The following is a 26,921-nucleotide window of genomic DNA, read 5'->3' on the forward strand; positions in this document are numbered from 1 at the left end:
AAAAAACTATGACCGGTAATCGAGCGATAAAACACTGGACGCTGCTGCTCCTGAGTTGCTGCATTCTGCTGCCCTCGCTGCTTCGGGCCGAGGAGGCCCGCGGACGGGAGAGCATTCTGATCATTTCGTCCTACAATCCCGACACGCGCCGCATGTCGAGTTTCATCACGGAATTCGAGCGTCAGGTCGTGGCGTCGGGCGTGCCGTGCGATATTTACGTCGAGACGCTCGAATGCAAGAGCATCAACGACGCGCCCCTCTGGATTTCGCAGACCGACAACCTGATAACCCGTTACGAATCCAAAGGGGGCCTGCGGGCCATCGTGCTGCTGGGGCAGGAGGCGTGGGCGTCGTTCGTCTCGCTGGGACGCATTCCCAAGGAGGTGATGTGCTTCAGCTGCTTTGTCAGCTCGAACGGCATCGTGCTGCCGCCGCCGGCCGACAGCACCGGCGTCTGGATGCCCCCGTCGATCAACTATATGAATATGGTGGACAGCCTGCACAACGTGGGCGGCCTGCTCAACAAATACGACGTGCGCCGCAACATCGAGCTGATCCGTACGCTCTATCCCGAAGTCGAGAACATCGCCTTTATTTCGGACAACACCTACGGCGGCATCTCGCTGCAGGCGCTCGTGCGTGAGGAGATGGAGAATTATCCCGACCTGAATCTGGTGCTGGTGGACAGCCGTGACGGCGACGAGGCTTCGCATGCGGCCTATGCGTCGCTTCCGCCCCGGTCGGCCGTGATGCTCGGCACGTGGCGCGTGGGCAGCGACGGCGAATACCTCATGCAGCGTTCGCTCAACGATCTGGTGCAGCTCAATCCCCGTCTCCCGGTCTTCTCGATCACCCAGACGGGCATCGGCGACGTGGCCGTGGGCGGTTTCGTCCCCAACTACGAGAACGGCGCCAACGTCATCGCGGCCCAGATCAAGGAGTATTATAAGACCGGCAGCATGGAGGGTGCGCATTTCCATCTTTCGGACGGCGGGTACGTCTTCGACTCGCGCAAGCTCAAGGAGCTGAAGATCGCCGAGTACGCTTTGCCGAAAGGCAGCGTTATCGAGGATACGGTGGCTGCCAAACTCTCGAAATATTCGCACTATATCGAGCTGCTCGTGGTCGGAATCGTACTGTTGGTGCTGCTGCTGATCTTCGTGGCCTTCCTGTTCCTGCGTACGCGGCGTCTGAAGCGCACGCTCGAAGAGCGCGAAGGCCAGCTGGTGATCGCCCGCGAGAAAGCCGAGGAGTCCGATATGCTCAAATCGGCCTTTCTGGCCAATATGAGCCATGAGATACGTACTCCGCTGAACGCCATCGTCGGCTTCTCGTCGCTCATGCAGGGCGAGGAACTCTCGCAGGAGGAGCGCGCCGAATACTGCGCCATCGTGGTCAACAATTCCGAAATGCTGTTGACGCTGCTGAACGACATCCTCGATATCTCGTCGCTCGAATGCGGCAAGATCAGGTTCAACTACTCTGCGGAGGAGATCGTGCAGATTTGTCAGCATATCCTCATGACCACGGCCCATACCTGTCAGCCGGGGGTCGAGGGGCGTCTCGAATGCGCCGTCGATTCGTACATGCTCACTACCGACGTCCACCGCCTGTCGCAGATACTTATCAACCTGCTGACCAATGCGGCCAAGTTCACCTCCGAAGGCAGCATCGTACTCGGGGTGGAGATCTGTCCCGAACAAAACGAGGTGCTCTTCTCGGTGACCGACACCGGTCCCGGCATTCCGCTCGACAAGCAGGAGATGATCTTCAACCGCTTCGAGAAACTCGACGGCAACAAGAAGAAGGGTACCGGACTGGGACTGGCCATCTGCCGTCAGATCGCCATGATCTTCGGCGGCCGCATCTGGGTCGATCCGACCTATACGGGCGGCGCCCGCTTTATCTTCGCCCATCCCATCGGACTCCGGCTCCCAGAGGATCGGGAGCACCGTGAGGGGGGGGGAGCCTTCGGGAGACGTCAAAGACCCTCCGTGTAGCCGATGACGGCAGTCTGGTTCGAACCCGTCGGTAAGCCGTGAAAAGGGCTGCTGCGGCAGTCTCTTCCTCCCGAAATGTAATCTGAAAGGACCCCCGGCGGGTCCTTTTTTTTGTCGCCGGAGGTGCGGCCGAAGTTCCGCCGCGGCCGGAATGTGCCCGGCAGGGCCTCTGCGCAGGGATTTTCGGGCCGCTCTCCGGGTCGGGCGTTGTGGAATTATTCCACAGCCGTGTGGAATAATTCTACACAATTTTGCATATCTTTGAGCCGCATTTGGACGGTATTTTGCTGCTAATAAATGTTTTAAACATACGGGTGCATCTTGGCGCAAGGATTGAACGATTGCTCTGTACCCTCATTTTATAAACACTCTATGAAATTTGATAAGTTGAAACCCGATTTGCAGAACCTGAATCTGGCCGGCGTGAAGAAGGCAGCTTCGCGTGCGGCCCGTGTCCGTGTGAAGCTGAGCCGCAGGCAGTGGATTGCGATAGCCTGCGCCGCGATCGTCGCGGGCGTACTGCTTGTGGTGCTGCTCCGGCCGCGGCCTGCATCGGTCACGCTTCCGGTCGTGGCCGTCGAACCCGTTGAGACGGAAGACGTCAATATTTACGGCGATTACGTGGGCCGCATCCGCGCCCAGCAGTTCGTCGAAATCCGCGCCCGCGTCGAGGGCTACCTCGAAAAGATGCTCTTCGCCGAAGGCACCTATATTAAAAAAGGCCAGACGCTTTTCGTGATCGACCCGCTCGTCTACCGGGCGCGCGTGGACAAGGCCAAGGCGCAGCTCAACAAGGCGCGCGCGCAGGCCCTCAAGGCCAAGCGCGACCTCGACCGTATCCGTCCGCTCTACCAGCAGAGCGCGGCCAGCCAGCTCGAACTGGACAACGCCATCGCTTCGTACGAGAGCGCCGCGGCCGACGTGGTGGTGGGCGAGGCCGACCTCACGCAGGCCGAAATGACGCTGGGCTATACCAATGTCAAGTCGCCCATCGCGGGGTATATCTCCGAGCGCAACGCCGACATCGGAACGCTCGTGGGACCGAACGGCAAATCGCTGCTGGCGACGGTGGTGAAGAGCGATACGGTGCGCGTCGATTTCAGCATGACGGCGCTGGACTACCTGCGCAGCAAAGCCCGCAACGTCAATCTCGGACACCGCGATACGGCCCGTAAATGGGACCCCTACATCACCGTGACGCTGGCCGACGGCTCCGAATACCCCTACCGGGGACTGGTCGATTTCGCCGATCCGCAGGTCGATCCCCAGACGGGTACCTTCTCCGTCCGTGCCGAGATGTCCAATCCCGACCATATCCTGTTGCCGGGCCAGTTCACCAAGGTGCGGCTGCTGCTCGACGTGCGTGAGGACGCCGTGGTCGTGCCGTCGAAGGCCGTGGTGATCGAGAAGGGCGGGGCCTACATCTTCGTGGTGCGTCCCGACAGCATCGTCGAGAAGCGTTTTATCGAAACGGGACCCGAAATCGGACAGAACATCGTCGTCGAGCGCGGACTGGTGTCGGGCGAAGACATCGTCGTGGAGGGATACCACAAGCTCCAGCACGGCATGAAAGTCGAACCGGTCGTTACGCGGCGCGAGGAGGAGACCGAAAATCAGCAGTAACCTATGAAAGCGGACTTTTTTATCGACAGGCCCGTCTTTTCGACGGTGCTGTCCATCATCATCGTGATCGTCGGCGGCATCGGCCTCGCCCTGCTGCCCGTCGATCAGTACCCCCAGATCGTGCCGCCTGTGGTCCGCATCTCGGCCTCCTATCCGGGCGCCGACGCGCAGACCGTGACGCAGGCCGTGGCCACGCCCATCGAGCAGGAGCTGAACGGCACGCCCGGCATGATCTACATGGAGTCGTCAAGCTCCAATTCGGGCGGTTTTTCCGCCACGGTGACCTTCGATATCTCGACCGATCCCGATCTGGCGGCCGTGGACATCCAGAACCGCCTGAAGAAGGCCGAAGCGCGTCTTCCGGCCGAGGTGGTGCAGAACGGCATCTCGGTCGAGAAGCAGGCGGCCAGCAAGCTGATGACCATCACGCTGCTGTCATCCGACCCCAAGTTCGACGAAATCTACCTGAGCAACTACGCCACGCTCAACGTGCTGGACATGCTGCGCCGCGTGCCCGGCGTGGGCAGCGTCTCGAACGTCGGCAGCCGCTATTACGCCATGCAGATATGGGTCATGCCCGACAAGCTGGCCGACCTCGGCCTGACGGTCAAGGATTTGCAGAACGCGCTCAAGGACCAAAACCGCGAATCGGCGGCCGGCGTGCTGGGGCAGGCCCCCATGAACGGCATCGACGTGACCATTCCGATCACGGCGCAGGGCCGTCTGTCATCGGTCAGCGAATTCGAAGATATCGTCGTGCGGGCCAATCCCGACGGTTCGATCATCCGTCTGAAGGACGTGGCGCGCATTTCGCTCGAAGCCTCCTCCTACAGCACCGAGAGCGGTATCAACGGCGGGAACGCCGCCGTCTTGAATATCAACATGCTTCCCGGCGCCAACGCCATGGAGGTCGCCGGTTCGGTCAAGAAGGTCATGGAGGAGATCCGTGCGAATTTCCCGGAGGGAATCAGCTATGAGATTCCGTTCGACATGACCACCTATATTTCCGAGTCGATCCACCACGTCTACCGGACGCTTTTCGAAGCGCTGCTGCTGGTGATTCTGGTGGTCTTCCTCTCGCTGCAGAGCTGGCGCGCGACGCTCATCCCGATCGTGGCGGTCCCCATTTCGCTGATCGGCACCTTCGGCGTGATGCTCGTCTTCGGCTTCTCGCTCAACATGCTGACGCTGCTGGGACTGATTCTCGCCATCGGCATCGTGGTGGACGACGCCATCGTGGTGGTCGAGAACGTGGACCGCATCATGAACGAGGAGCATCTTTCGCCTTACGAAGCGACGAAGAAGGCGATGGGCAGCCTGAGCGGCGCACTGATCGCCATGTCGCTCGTGTTGTGCGCCGTTTTCGTCCCGGTGAGCTTTCTTGCGGGAATCACGGGACAGCTTTACCGCCAGTTCACCATTACGATCGCCGTGTCGGTGATCATTTCGACGGTCGTGGCGCTGACGCTCAGCCCCGTGATGTGTTCGCTTTTCCTCAAACCCGAAAGCGGGGAGAAGAAAAACCGGTTTTTCCGCCGCATCAATCTCGGACTGGCGACGGGCAACAGGTTCTACGGCCGGATGATTCGGGGGGCGCTGAAGCACTCGCGGCGCATGCTGGCCGCCTTCGGCATCGTGCTGGTCGGCATCTGGCTGATGAACCGTCTGGTGCCCCAGAGCTTCATGCCGCAGGAGGATCAGGGCTATTTCACCGTGGAGCTGGAGCTGCCCGAAGGGGCGACTATCGAGCGTACGCGCGAGGTGACCGACCGGGCCGTCGAGTTTCTGATGAACGATCCCGACGTGGAGTACGTGCTCAACGTGACGGGTTCGAGTCCCCGCGTGGGCACCAATCAGGCGCGCAGCCAGCTGACCGTGATCCTCAAACCGTGGGGCGACCGCGATTCGGACGGCCTGAGCGAGGTGATGCAGCGCGTGCGCGCCGAGATGTCGCGCTATCCCGAAAGCCGGGTCTACCTGTCGCGTCCGGCCGTGATTCCCGGTCTGGGCAATTCGGGCGGTTTCGAGATGGTGCTCGAAGCGCGCGGCAATACGACCTACGCCGAGCTGCAGCGCGCCGTCGATACGCTGATGCACTATGCCGCGCAGCGGCCCGAATTCACGGGGCTCTCGTCGTCGATGCAGGGCGATATTCCGCAGCTCTATTTCGACGTGGACCGCGACAAGGCGCAGCTGCTGGGCGTTTCGATGTCGGACATTTTCTCCACGATGAAGGCCTTTACGGGGTCGATCTACGTCAATGACTTCAACATGTTCAACCGCATCTACCGCGTTTACATTCAGGCCGAGGCTCCCTACCGCGCCCAGCGCGACAACCTGAACCTCTTCTTCGTGCGCGGGGCGGGCGGGGTGATGATTCCCATCACGGCGCTCGGCACGACGCATTATACCACGGGTGCGGGCAACATCAAGCGCTTCAACATGTTCAACTCGGCGACCATTTCGGGCGAAGCGGCCCACGGCTACAGTTCGGGGCAGGCGATGAGCGTGCTGGAGAGCATCGTCCGCAAGCATTTCCCTGCATCGGTCGGCGTCGAGTGGAGCGGACTCTCCTATCAGGAGAAGCACGTGGGCGAACAGACCGGGCTGGTGCTGGCGCTGGCCTTCCTCTTCGTCTTCCTGTTCCTCGCCGCACAGTACGAAAGCTGGTCGGTGCCCGTGGCCGTCATCCTGTCGCTTCCCGTGGCCGGCATCGGCGCCTATCTGGGCATCTGGATCTGCGGGCTGGAGAACAACATCTATTTCCAGATCGGACTGGTGATGCTCGTGGGGCTGGTGGCCAAGAACGCCATCCTGATCGTGGAGTTCGCCAAGGAGGAGATCGAGAAGGGACGCGACGCCGTCTCTGCGGCCCTTACCGCGGCGCACCTGCGCTTCCGCCCGATCGTGATGACCTCGCTGGCCTTCATCCTCGGCCTGCTGCCGCTGGTCTTCGCTTCGGGACCGGGTTCGGCCAGCCGTCAGGGCATCGGCACGGGCGTCTTCTTCGGCATGCTGGTCGCCATTACCGTCGGCATTGTCTTCGTGCCCTTCTTCTTCGTGTGGATTTACAGGATCAAAGCAAAACTGAAACGATGAAACGACTTACGATAATCATTCTGCTGGCCGCAGCGGCCGGAATGGTCTCCTGCTCGGCCGTGCGGCACTGCAAGGCGCCCGACGTCGATCTGCCGGAGCGCATCGCCGGGGAGGATTCCGACTCCCTGACCGTTGCCGACGTGCAGTGGTGGCGGTTCTACGGCGATTCGACCCTCTGCCAAATCATCGAACGCACGCTGGACAACAACCGGGACATGCTCGCCGCCGCCGCGCGCGTGGAGCGCCTGCGGGAGCTGTACCGGGTGAGCCGGGCCGAACGCCTGCCGTCGGTCACGGGAACCGCTTACGGCGACTACGAGACCAACGACTACGCCGGTGAAAAATCGAGCCGCGACCCCGGATTCGGGGCCAAAGTCACGCTCAGCTGGGAGCTGGATTTGTGGGGCAACCTGCGCTGGGCCAAACGCAAAGGGGGCGCCGAATACCTCGCTTCGGTCGAGGACCGGCGGGCGATGCGCATGACGCTGGTGGCGTCCGTCGCCGCGGCCTACTTCAACCTCATCGCGCTGGATAACGAGCTGTCGATCGTGCGGCGTACGCTCATTACGCGCAGCGAGGGACTCTATCAGGTGCAGCTGCGGTTCGAGGGCGGTCTCACCTCCGAAATGGTCTATCAGCAGGCGAAGGTGGAGTACGCCTCGACGGCCGCGCTGATTCCGGACCTCGAACGCAAAATCAAGATCATGGAGAACGGCATCCTGCTGCTCATGGGTGAAAATCCCGACCGGCGGGTGGTGCGCGGCAAGATGAATACCGATGCCGAATTCGCTGACAGCCTGCCCGTCGGACTGCCCTCCGGGCTGTTGCAGCGCCGTCCCGACGTCCGGTCTTCCGAGCAGCGGCTCCGTGCGGCGATGGCTTCGGCGGGCATGGCCTACGCCGACCGGTTTCCGCGCCTGACGTTCAATCTGACGGGCGGTCTCGAAAACGACGCCCTGAGCGGATTTTTCCGTTCGCCTTTCTCGTATGTCGCCGGGACGCTCGCTTCGCCGATCTTCGGTTTCGGCCGCAAGCAGGCCCGCTACCGCGCCGCGCTGGCGGCCTACGATGAAGCGCGTCTGGCCTACGAGCAGAAAGTCCTGACGGTCTTCAAGGAGGCCGACGACGCCGTGGTCACCTATCGCAGCGCCCGCAAAACGGCGGCCTTGAAGCTGAATCTGCGCGATGCGGCGAGCAAATACGTCGAGCTGGCGCACCTGCAATACCGTGCCGGAAGCACCAATTACATCGACGTGCTGGACGCCCAGCGGCGCTATTTCGACGCCCAGATCGGCCTGAGCAACTCCGTGCGCGACGAGCATCTGGCGCTGGTGCAGCTCTACAAGGCGTTGGGCGGCGGCTGGACCGAATGACTTGGCGTTACAGATATGGACGAGGGGCGTAGTCATAGACCTGCGCCCCTTCGTCTGTTTTCTGTCGTATCTCCGGTGTTTCCCGGTCTGCAGCCGGTCGTGTCCCGCGATCGGCCATGTGCTCCATAGCCGGTCATGCACTCTGCGATTGGCCGTACGCTCCGGGATTCGCCGGCCTTGGGCATCGAAAAAGCCGCAGGAACCTGTCGAAACAGACTCTTGCGGCCGGATTGTGGAATTATATTCCCGGTTTAGAACCGTCTTTTGCCGTAACCGTCGCGGTTGTAGCCACCGCCGCCGCGGTTGCCTCCGTAACCGCCGCCGTTGCCGTGTTCGGTCTTGGGGCGGGCTACGTTTACGATGATCGTCATACCCTCGAAATCGGTGCCGTTCAGGGCGTCGATGGCGCTCTGACCTTGGCCCTCGTCGGGCATCTCGACAAAGCCGAAACCGCGCGAACGTCCGGTCTCCCGGTCTGTGATGATGTTAGCCGAAGATACCTCTCCGTATTGTGCGAAAAGTGCCTGCAAACTCTCGCCTGTCGTGCGGAAGTTCAGTTTTGAAACGTAAATGTTCATCTGTCTTTTGATTATGTGAAATGATGCTTGTTTATTTTGCGTATGCTATGTTGACCGCATTGAGTCCCCGTTGACCGCGTTCCGTCTCGAAGGTCACCAGCGCGCCTTCGGCGATGTCGGCCGGTGCGTTGCTGATGTGGAAGAAATATTTCTCCGTACTGTCGAGGTCCTTGATGAAACCGTAGCCTTTGTCTGTGTTGAAATGTTCCACGCGTCCCCGCAGTGCGACCGGCTCCTGCTCCTCCTTTTTGGGGACGAATACCGCGATGGTCTCCGCATCGACCTTCGGTTTGCTGCTCATGTCGGGCGGCGTGTCGGTAATCATGCCGTTCGCATCGACATACGCGATCATGTCGTCGAGCGAGCTGCCGCCCCTGTTGGCTTTGCGTTCCTCTTTGCGCTGTTGCTTCTCTAACTTCTTGCCTTGTTTTTTCTTCTCTAATTCTCTTTTGCTGAATGAAATCGCCATTAATTATATGATTAAAATGTGTTTGTTCCAGGCTTTCGCCGCCGTTGCCGCACGCCGCCGGATATGCTCCGTGCCGCGCTGTTGCTGGAGCGAGTCGGTATTCGAACAAAAAAAGTCGGTTTTGAAGGCTGAATCAGCGATGGAGAAGACCTGCTAAAGATAAGCGGGACAGTGTATTGCCAAGAAAGTTACAATATGAACTCGATTGTCCGGGTTGCCAAAGATAGGCATTATAATCGGAATATCTGCATTTATTTGCAGATATTTCGCTGCCGGTGCATTTCGGCGCTTTGGGCGGGACTTATCCGATAAAAAAAAGCCACCGCTTTCGCGGTGGCTTGAGCCGAAACCGGGACTTGAACCCGGGACCTCTTCATTACGAGTGAAACGCTCTACCAACTGAGCTATTTCGGCTTGCCGGGAACATTAAGTTCCCTTTGGGACTGCAAATATCTGAAAAATATTTTTTTCAAACAACAATTTTTCAAAAATTCTCACATTTCTTACTATATTCGCGCAAAACTAACCCGATAATGGTCACTTTTCTGGTGTGCCTTGCGCTGCTGGTGGCGGCGTATTTTACATACGGACGTTATCTGGAGCGTCTTTGCGGGGCCGATGCAGGGCGTCCCGTGCCTTCGGCCGTGTCGTTCGACGGCGTGGACTATATTCCGATGCCGATGTGGAAGACTTTCCTCGTCCAACTGCTCAATATCGCCGGTCTGGGGCCGATTTTCGGCGCCGTGCTGGGCGCGGCTTACGGTCCCGTGGCGTTTCTCTGGATCACGTTCGGCGGGATTTTCATGGGCGCCGCCCATGACTTTATCGCCGGTATGATCTCCCTGCGCAGTAACGGTGCGAGCCTTCCGGAGACGGTCGGCACCTATCTGGGCAACGGCATCAAACAGCTGATGCGCGTCTTTTCGGTCGGATTGATGGTGCTCGTGGGCGCGGTGTTCCTCTCGCAGCCCGCTTCGCTGATCGCCAACCGCATCGACGCTCCGGCGCTTTCGGGAATCGTCTTCGGCGATTTCTCGTGGCTGCTGCTGATCGTTCTGGGCGTCATTCTCGTTTATTATATCGTGGCGACCCTGCTGCCCGTCGATAAGATTATCGGACGCATCTATCCGGTTTTCGGCTGTGCGCTGCTTTTCATGGCGCTGGGAATCCTTGCGGTACTGCTTTTCAGCGGGAAATATACGATTCCCGAATTCACCTCTTTCCGGAACCAGATCGCCGATGCGGCGCGGTTTCCGATCGTGCCGATGCTCTTTACGACCATCGCCTGCGGCGCGATTTCGGGATTTCACGCCACGCAGTCGCCGCTGATGGCCCGCTGTCTTGGCTCCGAGCGTCAGGCCCGGCCCGTGTTTTACGGCGCCATGATCTCCGAGAGCATCATCGCCCTGATCTGGGCGGCTGTCGCCATGGCGTTCTGGAACGGCGTCGGAGGGCTGAACGCCGCGATCGCCGAATACGGCGGACAGGCGGCCGTGATGGTCGACGCGATCGCCCGCGACACGCTGGGCGAGGTGCTGGCCGGGTTCGTGATTTTCGGAGTCGTGGCCTGCGCGATCACTTCGGGCGACACGGCCTTCCGCTCGGCGCGGCTGATCGTCGCCGACTTTATGGGCGTCGAGCAGCGGAGCCTGCGCAAACGCATCTGCATCAGCGTTCCGCTCTTCGCTGCAGGTCTCGTAATCATATTCTGTCTGCCTTTTCAGACAATGTGGAGCTATTTCGCGTGGATGAACCAGACGCTGGCGATGGTCACGTTGTGGATGATTACGGCTTTCCTGAACCGGCACGGCCGCAACCGCTGGGTGGGGCTGATTCCGGCGACGGTCATGACCTACGTATGCTCGTCCTATGTCTTCGTCTCTCCGCTCATGTGCGGCATGCGCGACCGTGCGGCGGCCTACCTGCTGGGCGGGGCGGTGACACTCGTATTGTTGATAATTCTAATTTTTAAAATGCGGCGCGATGCAAAATCCCTGCCTTAACCCGACTGCCGACCAGACCTACGAGGTAATCGGCGAGGGACCCTATAATTTTGCCAAAGTACTGGCCCGTACCCGCGAAATGGAGCGTGCCGGAAATGTCGAGGAAGCCTGCAACGAGCGGTTTCAGGCCTTTCAGCGTTTTGCCGAGCTGGTGCCGGAGGACGAGGAGGTGAATCTCGAATGGAACCACCGCAATTCGCGCGCGGCCCTCGAACTGATTCGGGCGTCGGCCATCGACCATTTTCTGATCAACGACTTCGAAATGTCGGCGGCACTGCTCGAATTGCTGCTCGAACTGGACCCCGAAGACCATCTGGAGGGGAGTGAACTGCTGGCTTTCGATTATCTGGCCATGGACGAGCAGGAGTTGTTCGACGAGGTGATCAACGACGTGTCGGACAAGTATGCCAGCCGCGAAATCCTGCTGCTATGGTCGGCGTTCCGCCGCGGCGGGAAGCTGCCCGAAGGGGAGTTGCAGCGCTTCAAAACCCGCTTTGCGCCCTATTTCGCCGAATTTACGGCCGAGGAGCATCCCGCCGACGAGACTTACCTGCGCGATATCGAGAGCGAACGCCCTTCGCTTCGGGCGCAGGCCCGCGAATTGTGGTTGCAGACCGAAAACCTATGGTGTCTCTGGCCCGGATTCATCGGGGCGCTGCGCGCGGCCCGATGACGAACGGCAGGAGCTGAGGCGTCGCAGGGGGTGACGGCGGGTGACGGCATTGCAGGGACGGAGACGTCGCAGGCTCCGCCCCTCCGGCCGCATGATCTCCGGCGCTATTTCTTGTGGCGTTCCAGATAGATCGAATAGAGCCTGAAATGCTCTTCGATCGCCTTTTTGTACCCTTTCAGGTCGCGGTTTTCGATGTATTTCAGCAGGTCGCGGTGCGTCACCAGCGCACCGGCCCGCTCCAGCTCCTTTTCGATCGGTTCCAGAAAGTCGCGGTACTTCTCCTTGACGAAATCCAGCACGGGATAGATGATGTCCTGAAATTCGGTGATGATCTTGTTTCCCGTGATTTCATAGAGTTTGGTGTGGAAACGGTGTTCGCTGACCGGGGCGTATTTATTGTTGCCGATGACCTGACTCATTTCGACGATCTCCTTCAGTTCGGCGACGTCGGCGTCGGTGAGGTTGCGGAAGATGTTGTCGCTGATGCCGATTTCGAGCGCCACGCGGAATTCGAGGATGTCGCAGAGCGTCGATTCGTTCATCAGCAGCGGATTGATGCACCGCTTCATGCCGCCGAGCAGCGACGGCTCGCCCAGCACCATGCCTTTCTTGGTGCGCGAGACGATCATGCCGGTCATCTTGAAGCGGCTCAGCGCTTCGCGCAGTACGGCCCGGCCGACGCCCAGCGACGCCGCGAGTTCCATCTCGTTCGGAATGCTGCATCCGGGGCGCAGACCCTGTTCCTTGAAGTAGGAGATCAGACTCTCCTCGACGCTGTCTACGAGCGTGGTGTTGTGGTTGGCTAACTTCAGTTCTTCCATGCGCGGGTGTCTCTTTGCCGGCGGGGCTTGTGCGGCTATTCGGTCTCTTTCCGGTTTCGGACCAGCTCCTTGAAGCAGTGGCGGCAGATCGCCTCGTAGGAGTCGGTTTCGCCCAGCATGACCAGCTTTTCGTCTTGCGTAAGGCGGTGCGAATGGTGCGCGAGGTTGCCGCAGCGGACGCAGATGGCGTGGACCTTGGTGACGTATTCGGCCGTGGCCATCAGCGCCGGCATCGGGCCGAAGGGCTTGCCGGTGTAGTCCATGTCGAGTCCCGCGACGATGACCCGCACGCCGCTGTCGGCCAGCTCGCGGCAGACCTCGATGATGCCGTCGTCGAAGAATTGCGCCTCGTCGATGCCCACGATATCGACGTCGGAGGTCATCAGCAGGATGTTCCGGGCCGAGTCGACCGGCGTGGAGCGGATGGCGTTGGCGTCGTGCGAGACGACCTCCTCTTCCGAATAGCGCACGTCGATGCGGGGTTTGAAGATTTCAACCTTCTGGTTGGCGAATTTGGCGCGTTTGAGACGGCGTATCAGCTCTTCGGTCTTGCCTGAGAACATCGAGCCGCAGATTACTTCGATCCAGCCTTTGCGGCTGGCGTTTTCCAAGAACATAAATCAGAGTATCGTTTGTTTCGGTTTGTTATTCGCACTCGTCGAGGCGGGTGATGCGGGCGCCGAGGGCGTTCAGGCGGCCGTCGATGTCGCGGTAGCCGCGGTCGATCTGGTCGATGTTCTGGATCGTCGAGACCCCCTCGGCCGACATGGCGGCGATCAGCAGCGCCACGCCCGCGCGGATGTCGGGCGAAGTCATGCGCGTCGCGCGCAGGCGTATGCGGTGGTCGTGGCCGATGACCGTGGCGCGGTGCGGGTCGCAGAGGATGATCTGCGCCCCCATGTCGATCAGTTTGTCGACGAAGAACAGACGGCTTTCGAACATCTTCTGGTGAATCAGCACGGCGCCCTTGGCCTGCGTCGCCACCACGAGGAAGATCGACAGCAGGTCGGGCGTGAGTCCCGGCCACGGGGCGTCGGCGATGTTCATGATCGAGCCGTCGAGGAAGGTCTCGATCGAGTAGTGGTCCTGCCGGGGAATATGGATGTCGTCGCCCTGCTGTTCGAAGCGGATGCCCATGCGGGCGAACTGCGCCGGGATGATGCCGAGGTTCTCGAACGAGACGTTCTTGACGGTCAGCTCCGACTGGTTCATGGCGGCCATGCCGATGAAACTGCCCACCTCGATCATGTCGGGCAGCAGCGTGTGCTCCGTGCCTCCGAGCGAATCGACGCCCTCGATGGTCAGCAGGTTCGACGCTATGCCCGAAATGCGCGCTCCCATGCGGTTGAGCATCTTGCACAACTGCTGCAGGTAGGGTTCGCAGGCGGCGTTGTAGATCGTCGTCGAGCCTTTGGCCAAGACTGCGGCCATAACGATGTTGGCGGTACCCGTCACCGAAGCCTCGTCCAGCAGCATGTAGGTGCCCTTCAGCTCTTTGCCTTCGACCATGAAGAACTCGTCGGCGATGTCGAAGTTGAATTTCGCGCCGAGCTTCTGGAATCCGATGAAGTGGGTGTCGAGCCTGCGGCGGCCGATCTTGTCGCCGCCCGGCTTGGGGATGTAGCCCACGCCGAAGCGGGCCAGCATCGGGCCGATGAGCATCACCGAACCCCGCAGGCGCGTGCAGCGCCGGCGGTAGTCCTCCGTGCGCAGATATTCGAAGTCGATCTCCTTGGCGCAGAAGCTGTAGGTGTCTTCGGCGAGCTGTTCGACCTCGACGCCCATGCGGCGCAGCAGCTCGATGAGCTGCATGACGTCCAGAATCCGGGGGATATTGTGCACCGTGACCCGTTCGGGAGTCAGCAGCGTGGCGCAGAGTATCTGCAACGCCTCGTTTTTGGCGCCTTGGGGCGTAATGCTACCGTGAAGGCGGTGGCCTCCTTCGACTTTGAAAATTGCCATATGCGTGATAATTAACTGCGGGACCGTGTTTCCCGCCGGATTCCGCTCCCGGCGGCGCAGCCGCAGGATGTGCCGTCGGCGGGCTTTCGTCCCTCCTCTTCTTGACAAAGTTAAAAAGATTTCGTGCTTTTTGCCCGGCTTTTTTGAATTATTTTCGTGAAAAATTTTTGCGGATAACTTTTTTGTTGTACTTTTGCAATCCGTAAAAATGTCTGAAACAATAAAAAGTATATAGCTATGGCAATGAAGAGAACTTACCAGCCCTCGCGCCGGAAAAGAATCAACAAGCACGGTTTCCGCAGTCGTATGGAGACGGCGAACGGCCGTAAGGTGCTGGCTGCACGTCGCGCGAAAGGTCGCAAGAAGCTGACCGTATCGGACGAATCGACGTTCAAGTACGCTTAGTTCCCCGTTAGGAAAGAGTGAAAGCCGACGCAAAGTCGGCTTTTTTTGTTTATCTTTACCGCCGGCCGCCGGCCTGATGCCGGAAACTCGTTGCGGGGTCTCTCCGCGGGAAACTGCGGGCGGCGCAAACCGTAAAACCGTTGAAGATGCTTACTATCAGACGAGCTGTGGAGACCGACTGCGGACTGATCCGCAGTCTGGCCGACGAGGTGTTTCCGGCGACTTACCGCGAAATTATCACCTCGTCGCAAATGGATTACATGATGAAGTGGATGTATGCGCCCGAAGTCTTGCGGCGTGAGATGCGCACCGGGGTTGCGTGGTTCATCGCCTCGTCCGACGGCGAACCGTGCGGGTACCTTTCGGTGCAGCAGGAGGCCGAAGAGTTGTTCCATTTGCAGAAAATCTACGTGCTGCCCCGTTTTCAGGGTCTCGGCGTCGGGGAATTCCTGTTCCGCCATGCTGTGGAATATGTTCGTTCGGTGCATCCCGCGCCCTGCAGGATGGAGCTGAACGTAAACCGCAGCAACCGTGCAGTGCGTTTTTACGAGAAGATGGGCATGCGCAAGCTCCGCGAAGGCGATTTCCCGATCGGCGACGGCTATTACATGAACGATTACATCATGGGGCTGGAGATCGAATAGCCGCTCCGTATGTGTCGGAGAGGGGGGCTTTTCGCCGGATGATATAAAAGGATGTCTGAAAAGACATCCTTTTTTAAGATCGGTGCCGGTGCTTGTTTCCCGGTCGCCGTATGTCGCCATGGCGACATACGGCAGCCGCGGGAAAGTCGGCCGTTATTTGCCCTCGGCCGTCTTGAACAGATCGACTTCGCCGCGCTCGACCTTGCCGTGCATGTCGGCCAGCTCGGCGATTACCGGAGAGATGAATTCGAGCGTGTCGGCGACGGCCGACTTTTCGCCCTCGCCCTTGATGCGATAGAGCATGGCGGCGTACAAGGCCCTGAAGCACAACTCCGTGTCGTTCATGCCCGGATTGCCCAGCACGGCGCGCAGGCGCGGCAGTTCGGGTTCGAGACGGGCGTATGTCCTGCGGTAGTGCTCGCCGACGGGGAGCTTCATCAGCTGCAGGTGCAAATCGTGCAGGTCGCCGATCAGGTGGAGCGTATGTTCCAGATGCCCTTTTTCGTCTTTGCCCTCCTGATGCAGCAGGTTGGCGATGTCCATGTACCAGAGCAGGAATACGTGCTTCTGCTCGTCGGCGATGTCCTTGCGGGGGGCTATGAGCGTCGAGAAGATCGCTTCGGGGCTGAATTGCAGCGCCCGCAGCAGGTCCTCCAGCTGCCAGAGGTAGAGGATGTATTCGGCGATGTTTTCCCGGCGTTTGGCTTGTGCTATGTCCATGCTGATCCGCGCTTATTTGGTCGGTTTGATCCACCGCTGCGGCGCGCCCGCACGGTGTTTGAGAAAGTACTGCTGCGATTTCAGGAGGTTGCGCGACTGCAGCACCATGTTCTTGGTCTCGGTCAGGATCGTCAGGTAGAGCATCGACGCCTTGGTGTTGGACCGGGCTTCGTTGATGCGCCCAAGCTCCGATTTGATGGCCTCGGCGATCGACTCGAACAGCTGGTCGCGCAGCGCCAGCACCATCTCGATCTCCGTGAAGTCGCCGTCGCGCAGCATCTGGTTGATGTGACGGTAGATCGACTCCACATCGTCGTTGATCGACATCAGGTCCTTGGCCTGCTCCTTCGACAGTCCTTCGTGGTTGTTGTCGATATGTTCGAACGCAGGGCGCGTGATGTGCATCAGCGCCTTGGTCATTTCGTTGAGGTAATCCACCACCTGCACGTAGTAGTGGGCCGTGTTCACGTCGCCGCTCTGCAACTTCTTGAGCGTGGGCAGCAGCGTGTATTTGCGTTCGCGCGACTGGTAGAAGAGGTCGTTCGACTCCTTGACCATGTCGCGCAGCACCTTGCGGTTCTCCTTGAAGACGGCGATCAGCGTGCGGTCGTAAATCTTCGTGGCGCACTCCATCGTGCGGCAAACCTCTTCGCGCAGGCTGGCGATGATGTCCTCGTTGGTGCGCGTGTCGGCGTTGGCCGCCGTGGGGGAGGCGGATTTGCCTTTTTTTAGGAAGTTGCTGTGGATGAGCATGTAGCCGCACAAGAGGGTGACGATGACGAATGCGACGGTTCCGCCGTAGATCAGGGCCAGCCCCACGACGAATGCGATCAGGAATCCGCCCAGCGCCGTGATGAACCAGCCGGCGACGACGGTCATGACGCCCGAAATGCGGTATACGGCGCTTTCGCGGCCCCATGCGCGGTCGGCGAGCGACGAACCCATGGCCACCATGAAGCAGACGTAAGTCGTCGAGAGGGGCAGTTTGAGCGACGTGGCGATGGCGATCAGCATGGCCGAGGTCGTGAGGTTCACCGTGGCGCGGATCATGTCGTACGGCGCGCCGCTGTGTTCGATGTCCTCGTATTCGAAGCGGCGCGAAATGGCGGCTCGCACGCGCGGCGGGATGACCCGTTCGATGCCGGCGTTGATGTTGAGTGCCGCGCGGACGATCGTGCGCGAGAGGACCGACGAACCGTACTGCTCGGTGCCTTCGTCACCCTGCGCCGAGAGCGACAGCTCGGTTTCGGTGACGTGCATGGCCTTTTTCGAGGTCCAGAGCGTGAGTATCATGATGGCGCCTGCGGCCAGCAGGATCAGGAAGTTGGCCGGAACGTTGTCGTTCAGCACGCCCATCAGCATTTGGGAATCGCCGCTGTGCCGGGCGATCGAGTAGGCGTCGAATCCGGCGACGGGTACGCCGATGAAGTTCACCAAGTCGTTGCCCGCGAAGGCCAGCGCCAAGGCGAAGGTGCCCGAAAGGATGGTGATGCGCAGGATGTTGATCTTGAACCGCTGTATGAAGAAGAGCAGCAGCGAGCAGACGACCCAGCAGATCAGGAGCGACAGCAGCAGGTGATTGTCCACCATCGTGACGAAATCGTGTCCCGCCAGAATGGATTTAAGCCCTTTGAAGACGGCGAAGTAGACGATCGCCGTCAGCGAGGCGCCGCACCACATCGACCCGAAGCGGCGGAACGGAAGCGTGTAGCGGAACGAGAAGATCGTGCGCGAGACGTACATGACGAAGGTTCCGCAGGTGAAGGCGATGACCACCGACAGGAGGATCGCCGAGACGATGCCCATGGCGCGGGAGGTGTTGATGAACTGTCCCAGCGCGCCGACGCCGAGGTCGGGGGTGTTCGAGATTTTGTAGATCGACACGGCGATGGCCGATCCGAGCAGGCAGAAGATCAGCGATACGGTGGTCGAGGTAGGCAGTCCCCACGAATTGTAGAGGTCCAGCAGGATGATGTTGGCGAACATCACGCCCAGATAGAGCATCATCACTTCGTGGAAGGTGAAGAGTCCGGGATTGAACATGCCGCTGCGGGCGACCTCCATCATGCCGCTCGACGTTACTACGCCGATGATGATGCCGATCGAGGCGACGAGCAGGATGGTGCGCATGGGTGCGGCTTTGGAGCCGATGGCGGAGTTGAGGAAATTGACTGCGTCGTTGGTGACGCCGACAAAAAGACCGGATATGGCGAGAATGCCCAGAATGCCTACAATGACAGTGTAGATTTCACTCATGTTAGGGTTTAGTGCAAATTGTGAACAAATTTACGCCATTTTTCCCGATGAAACGGTTTTGCCGCCGAATATTAACATTAATTTAACATGGAGTTTCGCGGATGCGGCACTTTCGGATAACAGCCGGACGCTGCGTCCGGCGCGTCGTTCCATGAAAAAAGGCAGGATCAACAAGATCCTGCCCTTTCTCTTCGGGCGTTGTCGTCGCTCCTGCCCTTGCTTTTCGGCCGGGGCCTACTCTTCGTCGGTGTCGGTGTAGGCCTTCAGCAGCTTGTCCTGCACGTCGGCCGGAACCTGCTCGTAGGAGGAGAATTTCATCGAGTAGGTCGCCGACCCCGACGTGAGCGACGAAAGGGTCGTCGAATAACGGTACAGCTCGGCCAGCGGAACCGTGGCGTTCAGGCGGTCGAAGCCCTTGTCGGACTCCATGCCGGCAATCATCGCGCGGCGGTTCTGGAGGTCCGACATCACGGCGCCCATGTAGTCGCTCGGCACGAGGACCTCGACGTTGTAGATCGGCTCCATGATCTTGGGTCCCGCGTTGCGGAATGCCTCCTTGAAGGCGTTGCGCGCCGCCAGCTTGAACGAGATTTCGTTCGAATCCACCGGGTGCATCTTGCCGTCGTAGATCACTACGCGGATGTCGCGGGCGTAGGAACCCGTCAGCGGGCCTTCGTCCATCTTCTCCATGATGCCCTTGAGGATGGCGGGCATGAAGCGCGCGTCGATGGCGCCGCCCACGATCGCCGAGTAGAACTGCAGCTTGCCGCCCCACGGCAGGTCGTATTCCTCCTTGGTCTTGGGGTTGACGACCATGTCGCCCTTGCCGGGAACCTTGTAGTTCTTGGGTTCGGGCATGCCTTCGTAGTAAGGCTCGATGATCATGTGCACCTCGCCGAACTGGCCTGCGCCGCCCGACTGCTTTTTGTGGCGGTAGTCGGCCTGCGCCACCTTGGTGATGGTCTCGCGGTAGGGAATCTTCGGCGCGATATAGTCGTACTGGAGGCGATTCTCCTTTTCGATGCGCGTGCGGAGGATATTGAGATGATGCTCGCCCTGACCCTGTATGATGGTTTGTTTCAGCTCCTTGGAGTATTCGACCAGAATCGTCGGGTCCTCGAATTTGGCGTCGTTGAGCACCTTGCCCAGCTTCTCCTCGTCGCCCTGCTCCTTGGCCTTGACGGCGGCGCGGTAGCGCGGTTCGGGGAATACGATCGGTTCGACGGTCACCGGCGCCGACGGCGCCGCGAGCGTGTCGTTGGTGCGCGTGCCCTTGAGTTTGACGGTGCAACCGATGTCGCCCGCCATGAGTTCGGTGACTTTGATGCGGTTCCTGCCCGCTACGGCGAAGAGCTGCGACACCTTCTCCTTGTTGCCCGTGCGGGTGTTCACCAGCTCGGTGCCCTCGGCGATACGGCCGCGGATCACGCGGAAATAGGTGATCTCGCCGATATGCTGTTCGACCTGACTCTTGAATACGAAAGCCACGGCGGGCGCCGTCTCGTCGGCCGCGATCTCTTCGCCGTCGGTCGAGAGGAAGTTCGGGGCCTTCAGCGGGCCGGGAGCGACGTTGATGATGAACTCCATCAGACGCTTGGTGCCGATGTCGCGCTTGCCGCTGGTGCAGAAGATCGGCATCACCTCGCGTTTCGAGAGGCCGATTTTCAGACCCGCGCGGATGTCGTCCTGCGTGAGCGTGCCCTTGTCGAAGTACAGCTCCATGAGGGCTTCGTCGTGTTCGGCGGCCATCTCGACCAGCTCCTTGTTCAGCTCCTGAGCCTTGTCCAGCTCTTCGGCGGGAATTTCCAGCTCCTCGCGGTGGCCGTCGTTGTCCTTGAAACGGTACATCTTCATCAGCAGTACGTCGATGAAGGCGTTGAATTCGGGACCCTGATTGACCGGGTACTGCACGATGACGGGCTTCACGCGCGACGAGGCGCGGATCGACTCGACGGCGGCCTCGAAATTGGCCTTGTCGGCGTCGAGCTGGTTCACTACGCCGATCACGGGTTTCTGCAGCAGACGGGCGTAGCGGGCCTGAATTTCGCTGCCGACCTCCCAGCCGTTCTGGGCGTTGAACAGGAATACGCCCACGTCGCCCACCTTGAACGCCGAGAAGAGACTTCCGCAGAAGTCGTCCGAGCCGGGGCAGTCGATGATGTTCAACTTGCGGTCCATGAATTCGGTGAAGAGGATGGTCGAATAGATCGAGCGCTTGTATTCATGCTCGATATCCGTGTTGTCCGAGAGCGTGTTGTTCGTCTCGATACTACCCCTGCGGTCGATGACCTTACCCTCGAAGGCCATCGCTTCGGCAAGGGTAGTTTTCCCCGTGCCGGGCGCGCCGATGAGTACGATGTTCTTGATCTCTTTAGCTGAATAATTTTTCATATTCCCGTGTGGTTTTAAGGTTTTCGGGTGGTTCGGGGCGTCGCCGGAGGTGTTCCCGCGGGGCGTATTCCCGGTTGCGGAAGCCGCCCTTTCCGGGATTTTCCGGTTAGCCGACTATAAATATACAAAAAAAACGGGATAACCAAACCGGGGCATGAAAAAATCGCCCTCAGGAGGCGATTTTTCGGTCTAAAAAAGGAATGTCGAGCCACGTGAGCTTTTTCCACAGCCACTCGACGGGACCGTGCGAATGGCGGCGCAGCCATATCCGGCAGAAGGCGTACTGTACGAGGATGATGCCCACGCCCGCGAGTGTGCCGTAGATCACGTCCACGTGGCGGTAAAGCCCCATGCCCCAGTTGTAGAAGAGCGCCGTTCCGAGCAGCGATTGCAGCAGGTAGTTGGTCAGGCTCATGCGGCCGAAGAAGGTCATGCCGTGCAGCGCCCGCCGGAATCCCGGCAGTCCGTACCACAGCAGGACCACCGCCGCGACGATGGCCGTCGCCGTCATCAGGTTGCGCATCGCCTCGAACGGCACGAGCCATGTGCCGAGAATGCCGGCAGCCAGCAGCCCGCCCCAGATGCGCCGGTTGCGGCCTTCGTCGTAGAAGAGCCGGTAACGGCCCGCCAGCATGCCCAGCACGAACATCAGCAGCGTCTGCGTGGCGCGGCCGTGTTCCAATCCCCATGCGAACGAGCTGATCGGCCCGTAGGCGAGGCTTGCGCGGGCGCTCTGGGCGAAGGTTCCCGTGGCGAGGGTCGGATAGAGGGTCTCCATGCCTTCGATGCCGCGCAGCGAGAGCGTATGGCCGCTGAAGTGCTGGTAGAGTTCGAGCGGCTGGATGAAGAGCAGCGCCGCTATGACCCACACCCAGCGGTTCGGGAGTTTGCCGATGGGGATCATCAGCAGCCCGAAAACGGCGTAATAGGTCAGCACGTCGCCGTTGTAGATCGCGGCGTTGACCAGCCCGATTATGAACAGCAGTACCATGCGCCATGCGAACCGCAGCGAGAAGTCGTTGCCCCGCTGGGCCTGATTGTCGCTCTGGATGAAGAAACTCAGTCCGAACAGCAGTGCGAAGATGGCGTACATCTTGCCCGAAAGCAGGAATCCCAGCGCGCCGGCCACGGTTTGCTCCCAGTCGCCGAATCCGGCGCGGAGGTAATCCAGCCCGCTCCAGTAGAGGTTGAAATGCTCGCGGGCGTGGAACAGAATGATGCCCGCCACGGCGATGCCGCGCAGGGCGTCCGCCACTTCGATGCGGGTGTTGGGGAGGTTGGTCGTGCGGTACATTTTCCGGCGTTTGGAATGTGGGAGTAGTCGGCGGCGGTATAACGGTCGGTGCTTGTGCGGCTTGTAGTGCCCGTGTTGCAGCGCACGGCGTTTTGCGGAGGCATCTTTGGGCCGAAGTAAGTCCCTTTCGAATTCTTAATTTTTCATTTTTCATTGTTTTGCGCTTTTGAGCGCAAAACAATTCCCGTCAGCGCCTCGACGGCCCGGCGGCCTTCGATGCCCAGCGAGAGCGAATAGTCGTTGACGAAAAGCGCGATGTGGGCGTCGATCACGGCGTCGTCGAGTTCCTGCGCGTGTTCCTTGATATATGCGCGCGACGCTTCGGGGTGCGCGAAGGCGTATTCGATGCTTTGGCGGATGAGGGTCTCGACCTGCCGCCGCATCGCTTCGGGCAGGCTCCGTTTGGCCGCGATGCCGCCCAGCGGCAGGGGCAGCGCGGTGGTCCGCTCCCATAGCTGTCCGAGGTCGGCGACCAGCTCCAACTGCCGCTGCCGGTAGACGAAACGCCCCTCGTGGATCAGCACTCCGGCGTCGAAGTCGCCCCGCTCCACGGCGGCGGCGATCTGCGAGAAGAGCAGGGGCGTGCGCTCCGTAATCCGGGGGAAAAGGCGCATCATCAGTGCGTTGGCCGTGGTGTGGACTCCCGGTACGGCCACGCGGCGGATCGGCGACCGGTCCCCCGCACGGCGCACCAGCAGCGGTCCGTTGCCGCGTCCGAGCGCCGCGCCGCTGTCCAGCAGCGCGTAACGGTCCGCAACGGCGGGCAGCACGGCGCAGCTTATCTTGCTCACGTCGGCATCCCCGGCCTGCACCCCGCGGTTGAGCGCCTCGATGTCGCGGTATTCGACGTCGAAATGCAATCCGCCCGTGTCGATGCGTCCGTTCAGGAGCGCGTCGAACATGAAGGTGTCGTTCGGGCAGGGCGATATGCGCAGGCGGAACGTCACCGTTTCTGCGCTTCGGTGATGTTGCGCACGTTCTCCTGATCGCGGTTGCGGTTGCGCCTGCCGCCGTAGCGGCCCAGCAGCCAGCCCGCCGCGAAGGTCAGCGCGAGGACGATGATGTCGATAAATACGTTGGCCAGCCAGCGCTGGATGGCAGGGGCGAACTGCCAGATCAGAATGAAGACGACCAGTATCAGGATCAGTCCCGCCCAAAGTGTCCATTTTTTATTCATCGTTTCCGAATATTTGGGTTAATGTTGCGGTAAGGTTTTCGACGGCCAGCCCTACGGCCCATCGGTCGAAGGGTTCGCCGACATAATTCGACACGGCGCGAATCTGGCAGCAGGCGACACCCAGCGCTTCGCACACGGCGAAAAAGGGCGCGCCCTCCATGTTCTCGATCTCAGGCAGCGCGCTTTGCCCGTCCGTGCCGTCGATTCCGGGCAGCGAGCCTTGTCCGGCCGTGCCGTTCGTGTCGCCGATCGCGGACTGCATGTCCGAGGGCTGTTCCGGGCTGTCCGCCCTCTCTCCGGTAGGTTGCAGCGTCTGTCCGGCCGGGGCCGAAACTGCGTCGCCGGACTTCGTTTCCGGCTCCGGAATCCCATACCCTGTTTCCCGGAACTCCTGTTCCTGTTCCTGTTCCTGTTCCTGCTTCCGCCCCGTCTCCCGCAGGCCGTCTCCCGAACGGTTTACCGTAACGCCCGCCGCGAGGGGCAGTCCCAGATCGGGTCCCGAAGTTTCGTATTCGCGGGCGTAACGTTCCGGAATCCCGGCGATCCGCTCGGTGACCACTTCGACCACCTCGCCGCGCTGCAGGCTCCGGTCGTATGCCCCCGCGATGCCTGCGAGTACGACTAACTGCGGTTTGCGGGCTTTCACGGCCCGGATCGTCGCGGCCGCGATCTCCGCCGCGCCGACTCCGGCCACGAAGACCGGATCGCGGGGCTGGGTGAGGATGAACGCCTTGGCCTCCTCGATGGTGGGGAAAATGAAAATCCGCTTCACGTTACCGGCCCACTGCGGCTTCGAGTTCCTCGACCGTGATCGGAATTTTCCTGTCACCCAGCATGCGGCTGCCCTCTTCGGTGACCAGAATGTCGTCCTCGATGCGGATGCCGCCGAAGTCGCGGTACGCCTCCAGCGCGTCGTAATCGACGATGCCCTTGTAGAGACCCTCGGCGCGGCACTTGTCGATCAGCGCCGGGATGAAGTAGAGTCCCGGTTCGTCGGTCATCACCGTCCCCGGTTCGATGCGCCACGCCGCGCGGTAGATGCAGGTTCCCGACTTGGCGGCGCGGTCGGCGATCGTCGAGAAGTCGAAACTCCGCTCGCCCATCGCCTCGCAGTCGTGTACGTCCATGCCCAGCCCGTGTCCCAGTCCGTGGGGCATAAGCATCGTCATAGCGCCCGAAGCCACGGCGTCGGCGGCCGTGCCCTTGAGCAGTCCCAGCGCCACCAGCCCTTCGGCCAGCGTCATGTAGGCGGCGTTGTGTATCTCGGTGTACATCATATGCGGCTTGACGATGCGTGCTACATGGTCGTGCGCTGCCAGTACGACGTTGTAAATTTCTTTCTGCTTCTGCGTGAACCGGCCGTTGACGGGGTAGGTGCGCGTGTGGTCCGAGCAGTAGCCGTCCACGGTCTCGCAGCCTGCGTCGCACAACAGCAGCCGCCCCTGCTCCAATACGCCGTCGGCGTTGAGGTTGTGGAGCGTCTCGCCGTGCTGCGAGACGATCGAGGGGAACGACAGGCCCGAACCGCTGGATTTGGCGATGCCCTCGATGGCGCCCGCGATCTCGCGCTCGACCACTCCCGGACGGCACATCTTCATAGCCAGCGTGTGCATCTGGTAGCCTATCAGGAACGCGCGTTCCATCGCCTCGACCTCCTCGGCGCTCTTCTTCTCGCGCATTTCGGCCACGGCGAACATCAGTTCGACCGACTTGTAGTCGTGCAGCAGTTCGGGCTTGATGCCGAGCAGCGCTGACAGCTGGAGCTTCGTCTCGCCGCGGTAGGGCGGCAGGTAGTGGATCTTGCGGCCCAGCGAAACGGCTTTGCGGAGCCGCTTTTCAAGCTCGGCCATGGGGAACGTCGCCGTGACGCCGACTTCGGCGCCCAGTTCGCGCAGCGTGGGCTGCGGACCGGTCCAGATGATGTCCTCGACCGTGAAATCGTCGCCGTACAGCGCCTCTTCGCCCGTATCGGCGTCGATCAGGCCCGCCAGCGACGGGGTGTTCAGTCCGAAGTAGTAGCGGAACGACGAATCCTGCCGGAAATAGTAGGCGTTGTTCGGATAGTTGTTGGGCGAAAGGGAGTTGCCCGGCAGCAGGATGATCCCTGAGCCGATCTTCGTACGCAGCATGTTGCGGCGCGCAGCGTAGGTCTTAGCTGAAAACATAGTATGGCGTTTTAATTTGCATTCCGTTTGCGGCGCCTGCGGCCCGTCGGCGCAGGGCTTGTGCGGCGGCACATTCTCCACCTCTTACAAAAATAGTAAAAATATGACAAGCCCGCGCCCTGCGGCGGCTATTTTTTGCGGAAAGGCTTCTGCGGAGGGTGCGGACGGGGGTAAATGTCCGGCGGGGCGGGCCTGCGGTCAGAATTCGACGCTTGCGCCCGCATCGTTGACCGTGACGGCGACCTCGCGGCCCATGTAGAGGGCGACGTTGGGGTCTTCGTGGCCTGCGGGGATGCCGAAGACGACCGGAATCCCCAGCGGACGGACATAGGCTGCGATGATGTCGCAGGGGTCCCAGACGCCGAAGTGCTTCTGTCCCAGCATGTCCGTAAAATGCCCCACGAGAACGGCCTTGCATTTGGCCAGTATTCCGCTCCGCTCCAGCTGCTGCATCATGCGGTCGAGCCGGTACATCTGTTCGCCGATCTCTTCGATGAACAGCACCGTCGGGGTGTCGAAGTCGGGCTGTTCGGGCGTGCCGATCGCCGAGCAGAGCAGCGAGAGGTTGCCGCCCGCGAGCCGTCCGCGGGCCGTGCCGGAGACGTTGAGCGGGTGTGCGGCGGCGTCGATGCGCGTCCAGCGGCCGAAAAGCGCGCTGCGCAACGATTCGTCCGAGACGATCGCTTCGGGTTTTTCATCGGCGCCGAAGCGGAACTTGCCCGGCATCGTGGCGTGAAGGCTTTCGACGCCCAACCGCCCCAGCGCCATGTGGAGCATGGTGACGTCGCTGAAGCCGACGATCCATTTGGGCTGTTCGCGCAGCGGCGTGAGGTCGAGCAGCGGGAGCAGGCGCACCGATCCGTAGCCGCCCTGATAGCTGACGACGGCTTTCACGCCGGGATCGTCGATCATGGCCTGCAGGTCTGCGGCGCGCCGGGCGTCGGTCCCGGCGAAGTAGGGCTGTTCGCGGTCGGCGTAGTGCGCTCCGAATTTCACTTTCAGCCCCCACTCTTCGAAGCGTTCCCGGACTTTGGCCGTGTCGGCCTTCTCCTTGAGTTTGCGCGCCGGGGTGACGATGCCTATGGTGTCACCCGGCCGCAGGTAGGGCGGGCGGACGAAAGGCGCGTCGGATTTCTGGGCGGAGAGCGCGTCGGATTGCCGGAGGGAAAGGGTGTCGGGCTGTAGAAGGGTGTCCGTATCGGAGTGGCGGGCGGCGAGGTTTGCAGAGCAGAGCAGGAGGGCGGCGAGCAGGAACGGATATTTCATGT

The 26,921-nt window shown here is 60.7% G+C and carries 22 protein-coding genes and 1 tRNA gene; 8 read left to right on the forward strand and 15 right to left on the reverse strand.

Annotation, left to right across the window (positions count from 1 at the left end):
- Positions 1-8: 8 nt before the first annotated feature.
- From HMPREF9720_RS03785 to HMPREF9720_RS03800, 4 genes are all read left to right on the forward strand, one after another.
- A complete protein-coding gene (locus HMPREF9720_RS03785; protein ID WP_009596911.1) occupies positions 9-2,000 on the forward strand; it encodes a sensor histidine kinase in 1,992 nt (663 codons plus the stop codon).
- 372 nt (positions 2,001-2,372) lie between these two features.
- Positions 2,373-3,623 (forward strand): efflux RND transporter periplasmic adaptor subunit, encoded by a 1,251-nt coding sequence (locus HMPREF9720_RS03790; RefSeq protein ID WP_009596789.1) that lies wholly within the window; start codon positions 2,373-2,375, stop codon positions 3,621-3,623.
- Between the two features lie 3 nt (positions 3,624-3,626).
- Positions 3,627-6,722, forward strand: a complete 3,096-nt coding sequence (locus tag HMPREF9720_RS03795) for an efflux RND transporter permease subunit (RefSeq protein ID WP_009596862.1) — start codon at positions 3,627-3,629, stop codon at positions 6,720-6,722.
- Positions 6,719-8,095, forward strand: a complete 1,377-nt coding sequence (locus HMPREF9720_RS03800) for an efflux transporter outer membrane subunit (RefSeq protein ID WP_009596845.1) — start codon at positions 6,719-6,721, stop codon at positions 8,093-8,095. Before HMPREF9720_RS03795 ends, HMPREF9720_RS03800 begins: the two co-directional genes overlap by 4 nt.
- A 251-nt stretch (positions 8,096-8,346) precedes the next feature.
- Here the strand turns inward: HMPREF9720_RS03800 and HMPREF9720_RS03805 are convergent, their stop codons facing one another.
- The 3 genes from HMPREF9720_RS03805 to HMPREF9720_RS03815 form a co-directional block, all read right to left on the reverse strand.
- Positions 8,347-8,673, reverse strand: a complete 327-nt coding sequence (locus HMPREF9720_RS03805) for an RNA recognition motif domain-containing protein (RefSeq protein WP_009596802.1) — start codon at positions 8,671-8,673, stop codon at positions 8,347-8,349.
- Between the two features lie 31 nt (positions 8,674-8,704).
- Positions 8,705-9,142, reverse strand: a complete 438-nt coding sequence (locus tag HMPREF9720_RS03810) for a cold-shock protein (protein ID WP_009596899.1) — start codon at positions 9,140-9,142, stop codon at positions 8,705-8,707.
- A gap of 341 nt (positions 9,143-9,483) precedes the next feature.
- Positions 9,484-9,556, reverse strand: a tRNA-Thr gene (locus HMPREF9720_RS03815).
- Positions 9,557-9,675: 119 nt separating this feature from the next.
- On the opposite strand from HMPREF9720_RS03815, the gene HMPREF9720_RS03820 reads away from it, so the two are divergent.
- Positions 9,676-11,145 (forward strand): carbon starvation CstA family protein, encoded by a 1,470-nt coding sequence (locus HMPREF9720_RS03820; protein ID WP_039939762.1) that lies wholly within the window; start codon positions 9,676-9,678, stop codon positions 11,143-11,145.
- Positions 11,126-11,818: a hypothetical protein gene (locus HMPREF9720_RS03825; RefSeq protein WP_009596908.1), complete on the forward strand. Its 693-nt coding sequence runs from the start codon at positions 11,126-11,128 to the stop codon at positions 11,816-11,818. Before HMPREF9720_RS03820 ends, HMPREF9720_RS03825 begins: the two co-directional genes overlap by 20 nt.
- A gap of 104 nt (positions 11,819-11,922) precedes the next feature.
- Here the strand turns inward: HMPREF9720_RS03825 and HMPREF9720_RS03830 are convergent, their stop codons facing one another.
- The 3 genes from HMPREF9720_RS03830 to murA are packed head-to-tail and all read right to left on the reverse strand — an operon-like array spanning position 11,923 to position 14,601.
- On the reverse strand, positions 11,923-12,639 hold the full coding sequence (locus HMPREF9720_RS03830; RefSeq protein ID WP_009596814.1) for a FadR/GntR family transcriptional regulator: 717 nt from the start codon (positions 12,637-12,639) through the stop codon (positions 11,923-11,925).
- A gap of 35 nt (positions 12,640-12,674) precedes the next feature.
- On the reverse strand, positions 12,675-13,256 hold the full coding sequence (locus HMPREF9720_RS03835; protein ID WP_009596798.1) for a thymidine kinase: 582 nt from the start codon (positions 13,254-13,256) through the stop codon (positions 12,675-12,677).
- A gap of 28 nt (positions 13,257-13,284) precedes the next feature.
- Complete coding sequence (gene murA, locus HMPREF9720_RS03840) at positions 13,285-14,601, reverse strand: UDP-N-acetylglucosamine 1-carboxyvinyltransferase (RefSeq protein WP_039939764.1); 1,317 nt, start codon at positions 14,599-14,601, stop codon at positions 13,285-13,287.
- Between the two features lie 243 nt (positions 14,602-14,844).
- On the opposite strand from murA, the gene rpmH reads away from it, so the two are divergent.
- Together rpmH and HMPREF9720_RS03850 are read left to right on the forward strand one after the other, a co-directional pair.
- Positions 14,845-15,006 carry a 50S ribosomal protein L34 gene (gene rpmH / locus HMPREF9720_RS03845; protein WP_009596923.1) on the forward strand — a complete coding sequence of 54 codons (162 nt, stop codon included), beginning with the start codon at positions 14,845-14,847 and terminating at the stop codon, positions 15,004-15,006.
- A 146-nt stretch (positions 15,007-15,152) separates the two neighbouring features.
- Positions 15,153-15,650, forward strand: a complete 498-nt coding sequence (locus tag HMPREF9720_RS03850; RefSeq protein WP_009596925.1) for a GNAT family N-acetyltransferase — start codon at positions 15,153-15,155, stop codon at positions 15,648-15,650.
- Between the two features lie 153 nt (positions 15,651-15,803).
- Here the strand turns inward: HMPREF9720_RS03850 and HMPREF9720_RS03855 are convergent, their stop codons facing one another.
- The 9 genes from HMPREF9720_RS03855 to HMPREF9720_RS03895 form a co-directional block, all read right to left on the reverse strand.
- Entirely contained in the window at positions 15,804-16,370 is a 567-nt protein-coding gene (locus HMPREF9720_RS03855; RefSeq protein WP_009596837.1) for a DUF4924 family protein, read from the reverse strand.
- A gap of 12 nt (positions 16,371-16,382) precedes the next feature.
- Positions 16,383-18,626, reverse strand: a complete 2,244-nt coding sequence (locus HMPREF9720_RS03860; RefSeq protein ID WP_009596900.1) for an inorganic phosphate transporter — start codon at positions 18,624-18,626, stop codon at positions 16,383-16,385.
- A 234-nt stretch (positions 18,627-18,860) separates the two neighbouring features.
- The gene (locus tag HMPREF9720_RS03865) at positions 18,861-21,017 is read right to left on the reverse strand and encodes an elongation factor G (protein ID WP_009596881.1); all 2,157 of its coding nucleotides are present in this window, start codon (positions 21,015-21,017) and stop codon (positions 18,861-18,863) included.
- Positions 21,018-21,186: 169 nt separating this feature from the next.
- Positions 21,187-22,311 carry a DUF418 domain-containing protein gene (locus HMPREF9720_RS03870; RefSeq protein WP_009596860.1) on the reverse strand — a complete coding sequence of 375 codons (1,125 nt, stop codon included), beginning with the start codon at positions 22,309-22,311 and terminating at the stop codon, positions 21,187-21,189.
- A 143-nt stretch (positions 22,312-22,454) separates the two neighbouring features.
- Positions 22,455-23,258, reverse strand: coding sequence for a 1,4-dihydroxy-6-naphthoate synthase (locus HMPREF9720_RS03875; RefSeq protein ID WP_009596790.1), 804 nt, complete (start codon positions 23,256-23,258; stop codon positions 22,455-22,457).
- Positions 23,255-23,488, reverse strand: a complete 234-nt coding sequence (locus HMPREF9720_RS03880; protein WP_009596848.1) for a hypothetical protein — start codon at positions 23,486-23,488, stop codon at positions 23,255-23,257. The genes HMPREF9720_RS03875 and HMPREF9720_RS03880 overlap by 4 nt, the downstream gene beginning before the upstream one ends.
- The gene (locus HMPREF9720_RS03885; protein WP_009596892.1) at positions 23,481-24,260 is read right to left on the reverse strand and encodes a phosphorylase family protein; all 780 of its coding nucleotides are present in this window, start codon (positions 24,258-24,260) and stop codon (positions 23,481-23,483) included. Before HMPREF9720_RS03885 ends, HMPREF9720_RS03880 begins: the two co-directional genes overlap by 8 nt.
- Position 24,261: 1 nt before the next feature.
- Entirely contained in the window at positions 24,262-25,653 is a 1,392-nt protein-coding gene (locus tag HMPREF9720_RS03890) for an aminopeptidase P family protein (protein ID WP_009596867.1), read from the reverse strand.
- Between the two features lie 198 nt (positions 25,654-25,851).
- Positions 25,852-26,919, reverse strand: coding sequence for a S66 peptidase family protein (locus HMPREF9720_RS03895; RefSeq protein WP_009596820.1), 1,068 nt, complete (start codon positions 26,917-26,919; stop codon positions 25,852-25,854).
- Positions 26,920-26,921 lie beyond the last annotated feature (2 nt).

The sequence above is a fragment of the Alistipes sp. HGB5 genome (genome assembly GCF_000183485.2).
Taxonomy (GTDB): domain Bacteria; phylum Bacteroidota; class Bacteroidia; order Bacteroidales; family Rikenellaceae; genus Alistipes; species Alistipes finegoldii.

What these genes read in the sequence shown, in the direction of transcription:
- HMPREF9720_RS03825 (WP_009596908.1), top strand. Translation starts at nt 11,126, where the DNA reads ATGCAAAATCCCTGCCTTAACCCGACTGCCGACCAGACCTACGAGGTA.
- murA (WP_039939764.1), bottom strand. Translation starts at nt 14,601, where the DNA reads ATGGCAATTTTCAAAGTCGAAGGAGGCCACCGCCTTCACGGTAGCATT.
- HMPREF9720_RS03850 (WP_009596925.1), top strand. Translation starts at nt 15,153, where the DNA reads ATGCTTACTATCAGACGAGCTGTGGAGACCGACTGCGGACTGATCCGC.
- HMPREF9720_RS03870 (WP_009596860.1), bottom strand. Translation starts at nt 22,311, where the DNA reads ATGTACCGCACGACCAACCTCCCCAACACCCGCATCGAAGTGGCGGAC.
- HMPREF9720_RS03820 (WP_039939762.1), top strand. Translation starts at nt 9,676, where the DNA reads ATGGTCACTTTTCTGGTGTGCCTTGCGCTGCTGGTGGCGGCGTATTTT.
- HMPREF9720_RS03865 (WP_009596881.1), bottom strand. Translation starts at nt 21,017, where the DNA reads ATGAAAAATTATTCAGCTAAAGAGATCAAGAACATCGTACTCATCGGC.
- rpmH (WP_009596923.1), top strand. Translation starts at nt 14,845, where the DNA reads ATGAAGAGAACTTACCAGCCCTCGCGCCGGAAAAGAATCAACAAGCAC.
- HMPREF9720_RS03895 (WP_009596820.1), bottom strand. Translation starts at nt 26,919, where the DNA reads ATGAAATATCCGTTCCTGCTCGCCGCCCTCCTGCTCTGCTCTGCAAAC.
- HMPREF9720_RS03800 (WP_009596845.1), top strand. Translation starts at nt 6,719, where the DNA reads ATGAAACGACTTACGATAATCATTCTGCTGGCCGCAGCGGCCGGAATG.
- HMPREF9720_RS03790 (WP_009596789.1), top strand. Translation starts at nt 2,373, where the DNA reads ATGAAATTTGATAAGTTGAAACCCGATTTGCAGAACCTGAATCTGGCC.
- HMPREF9720_RS03855 (WP_009596837.1), bottom strand. Translation starts at nt 16,370, where the DNA reads ATGGACATAGCACAAGCCAAACGCCGGGAAAACATCGCCGAATACATC.
- HMPREF9720_RS03795 (WP_009596862.1), top strand. Translation starts at nt 3,627, where the DNA reads ATGAAAGCGGACTTTTTTATCGACAGGCCCGTCTTTTCGACGGTGCTG.
- HMPREF9720_RS03835 (WP_009596798.1), bottom strand. Translation starts at nt 13,256, where the DNA reads ATGTTCTTGGAAAACGCCAGCCGCAAAGGCTGGATCGAAGTAATCTGC.
- HMPREF9720_RS03830 (WP_009596814.1), bottom strand. Translation starts at nt 12,639, where the DNA reads ATGGAAGAACTGAAGTTAGCCAACCACAACACCACGCTCGTAGACAGC.
- HMPREF9720_RS03880 (WP_009596848.1), bottom strand. Translation starts at nt 23,488, where the DNA reads ATGAATAAAAAATGGACACTTTGGGCGGGACTGATCCTGATACTGGTC.
- HMPREF9720_RS03810 (WP_009596899.1), bottom strand. Translation starts at nt 9,142, where the DNA reads ATGGCGATTTCATTCAGCAAAAGAGAATTAGAGAAGAAAAAACAAGGC.
- HMPREF9720_RS03805 (WP_009596802.1), bottom strand. Translation starts at nt 8,673, where the DNA reads ATGAACATTTACGTTTCAAAACTGAACTTCCGCACGACAGGCGAGAGT.
- HMPREF9720_RS03785 (WP_009596911.1), top strand. Translation starts at nt 9, where the DNA reads ATGACCGGTAATCGAGCGATAAAACACTGGACGCTGCTGCTCCTGAGT.
- HMPREF9720_RS03890 (WP_009596867.1), bottom strand. Translation starts at nt 25,653, where the DNA reads ATGTTTTCAGCTAAGACCTACGCTGCGCGCCGCAACATGCTGCGTACG.
- HMPREF9720_RS03860 (WP_009596900.1), bottom strand. Translation starts at nt 18,626, where the DNA reads ATGAGTGAAATCTACACTGTCATTGTAGGCATTCTGGGCATTCTCGCC.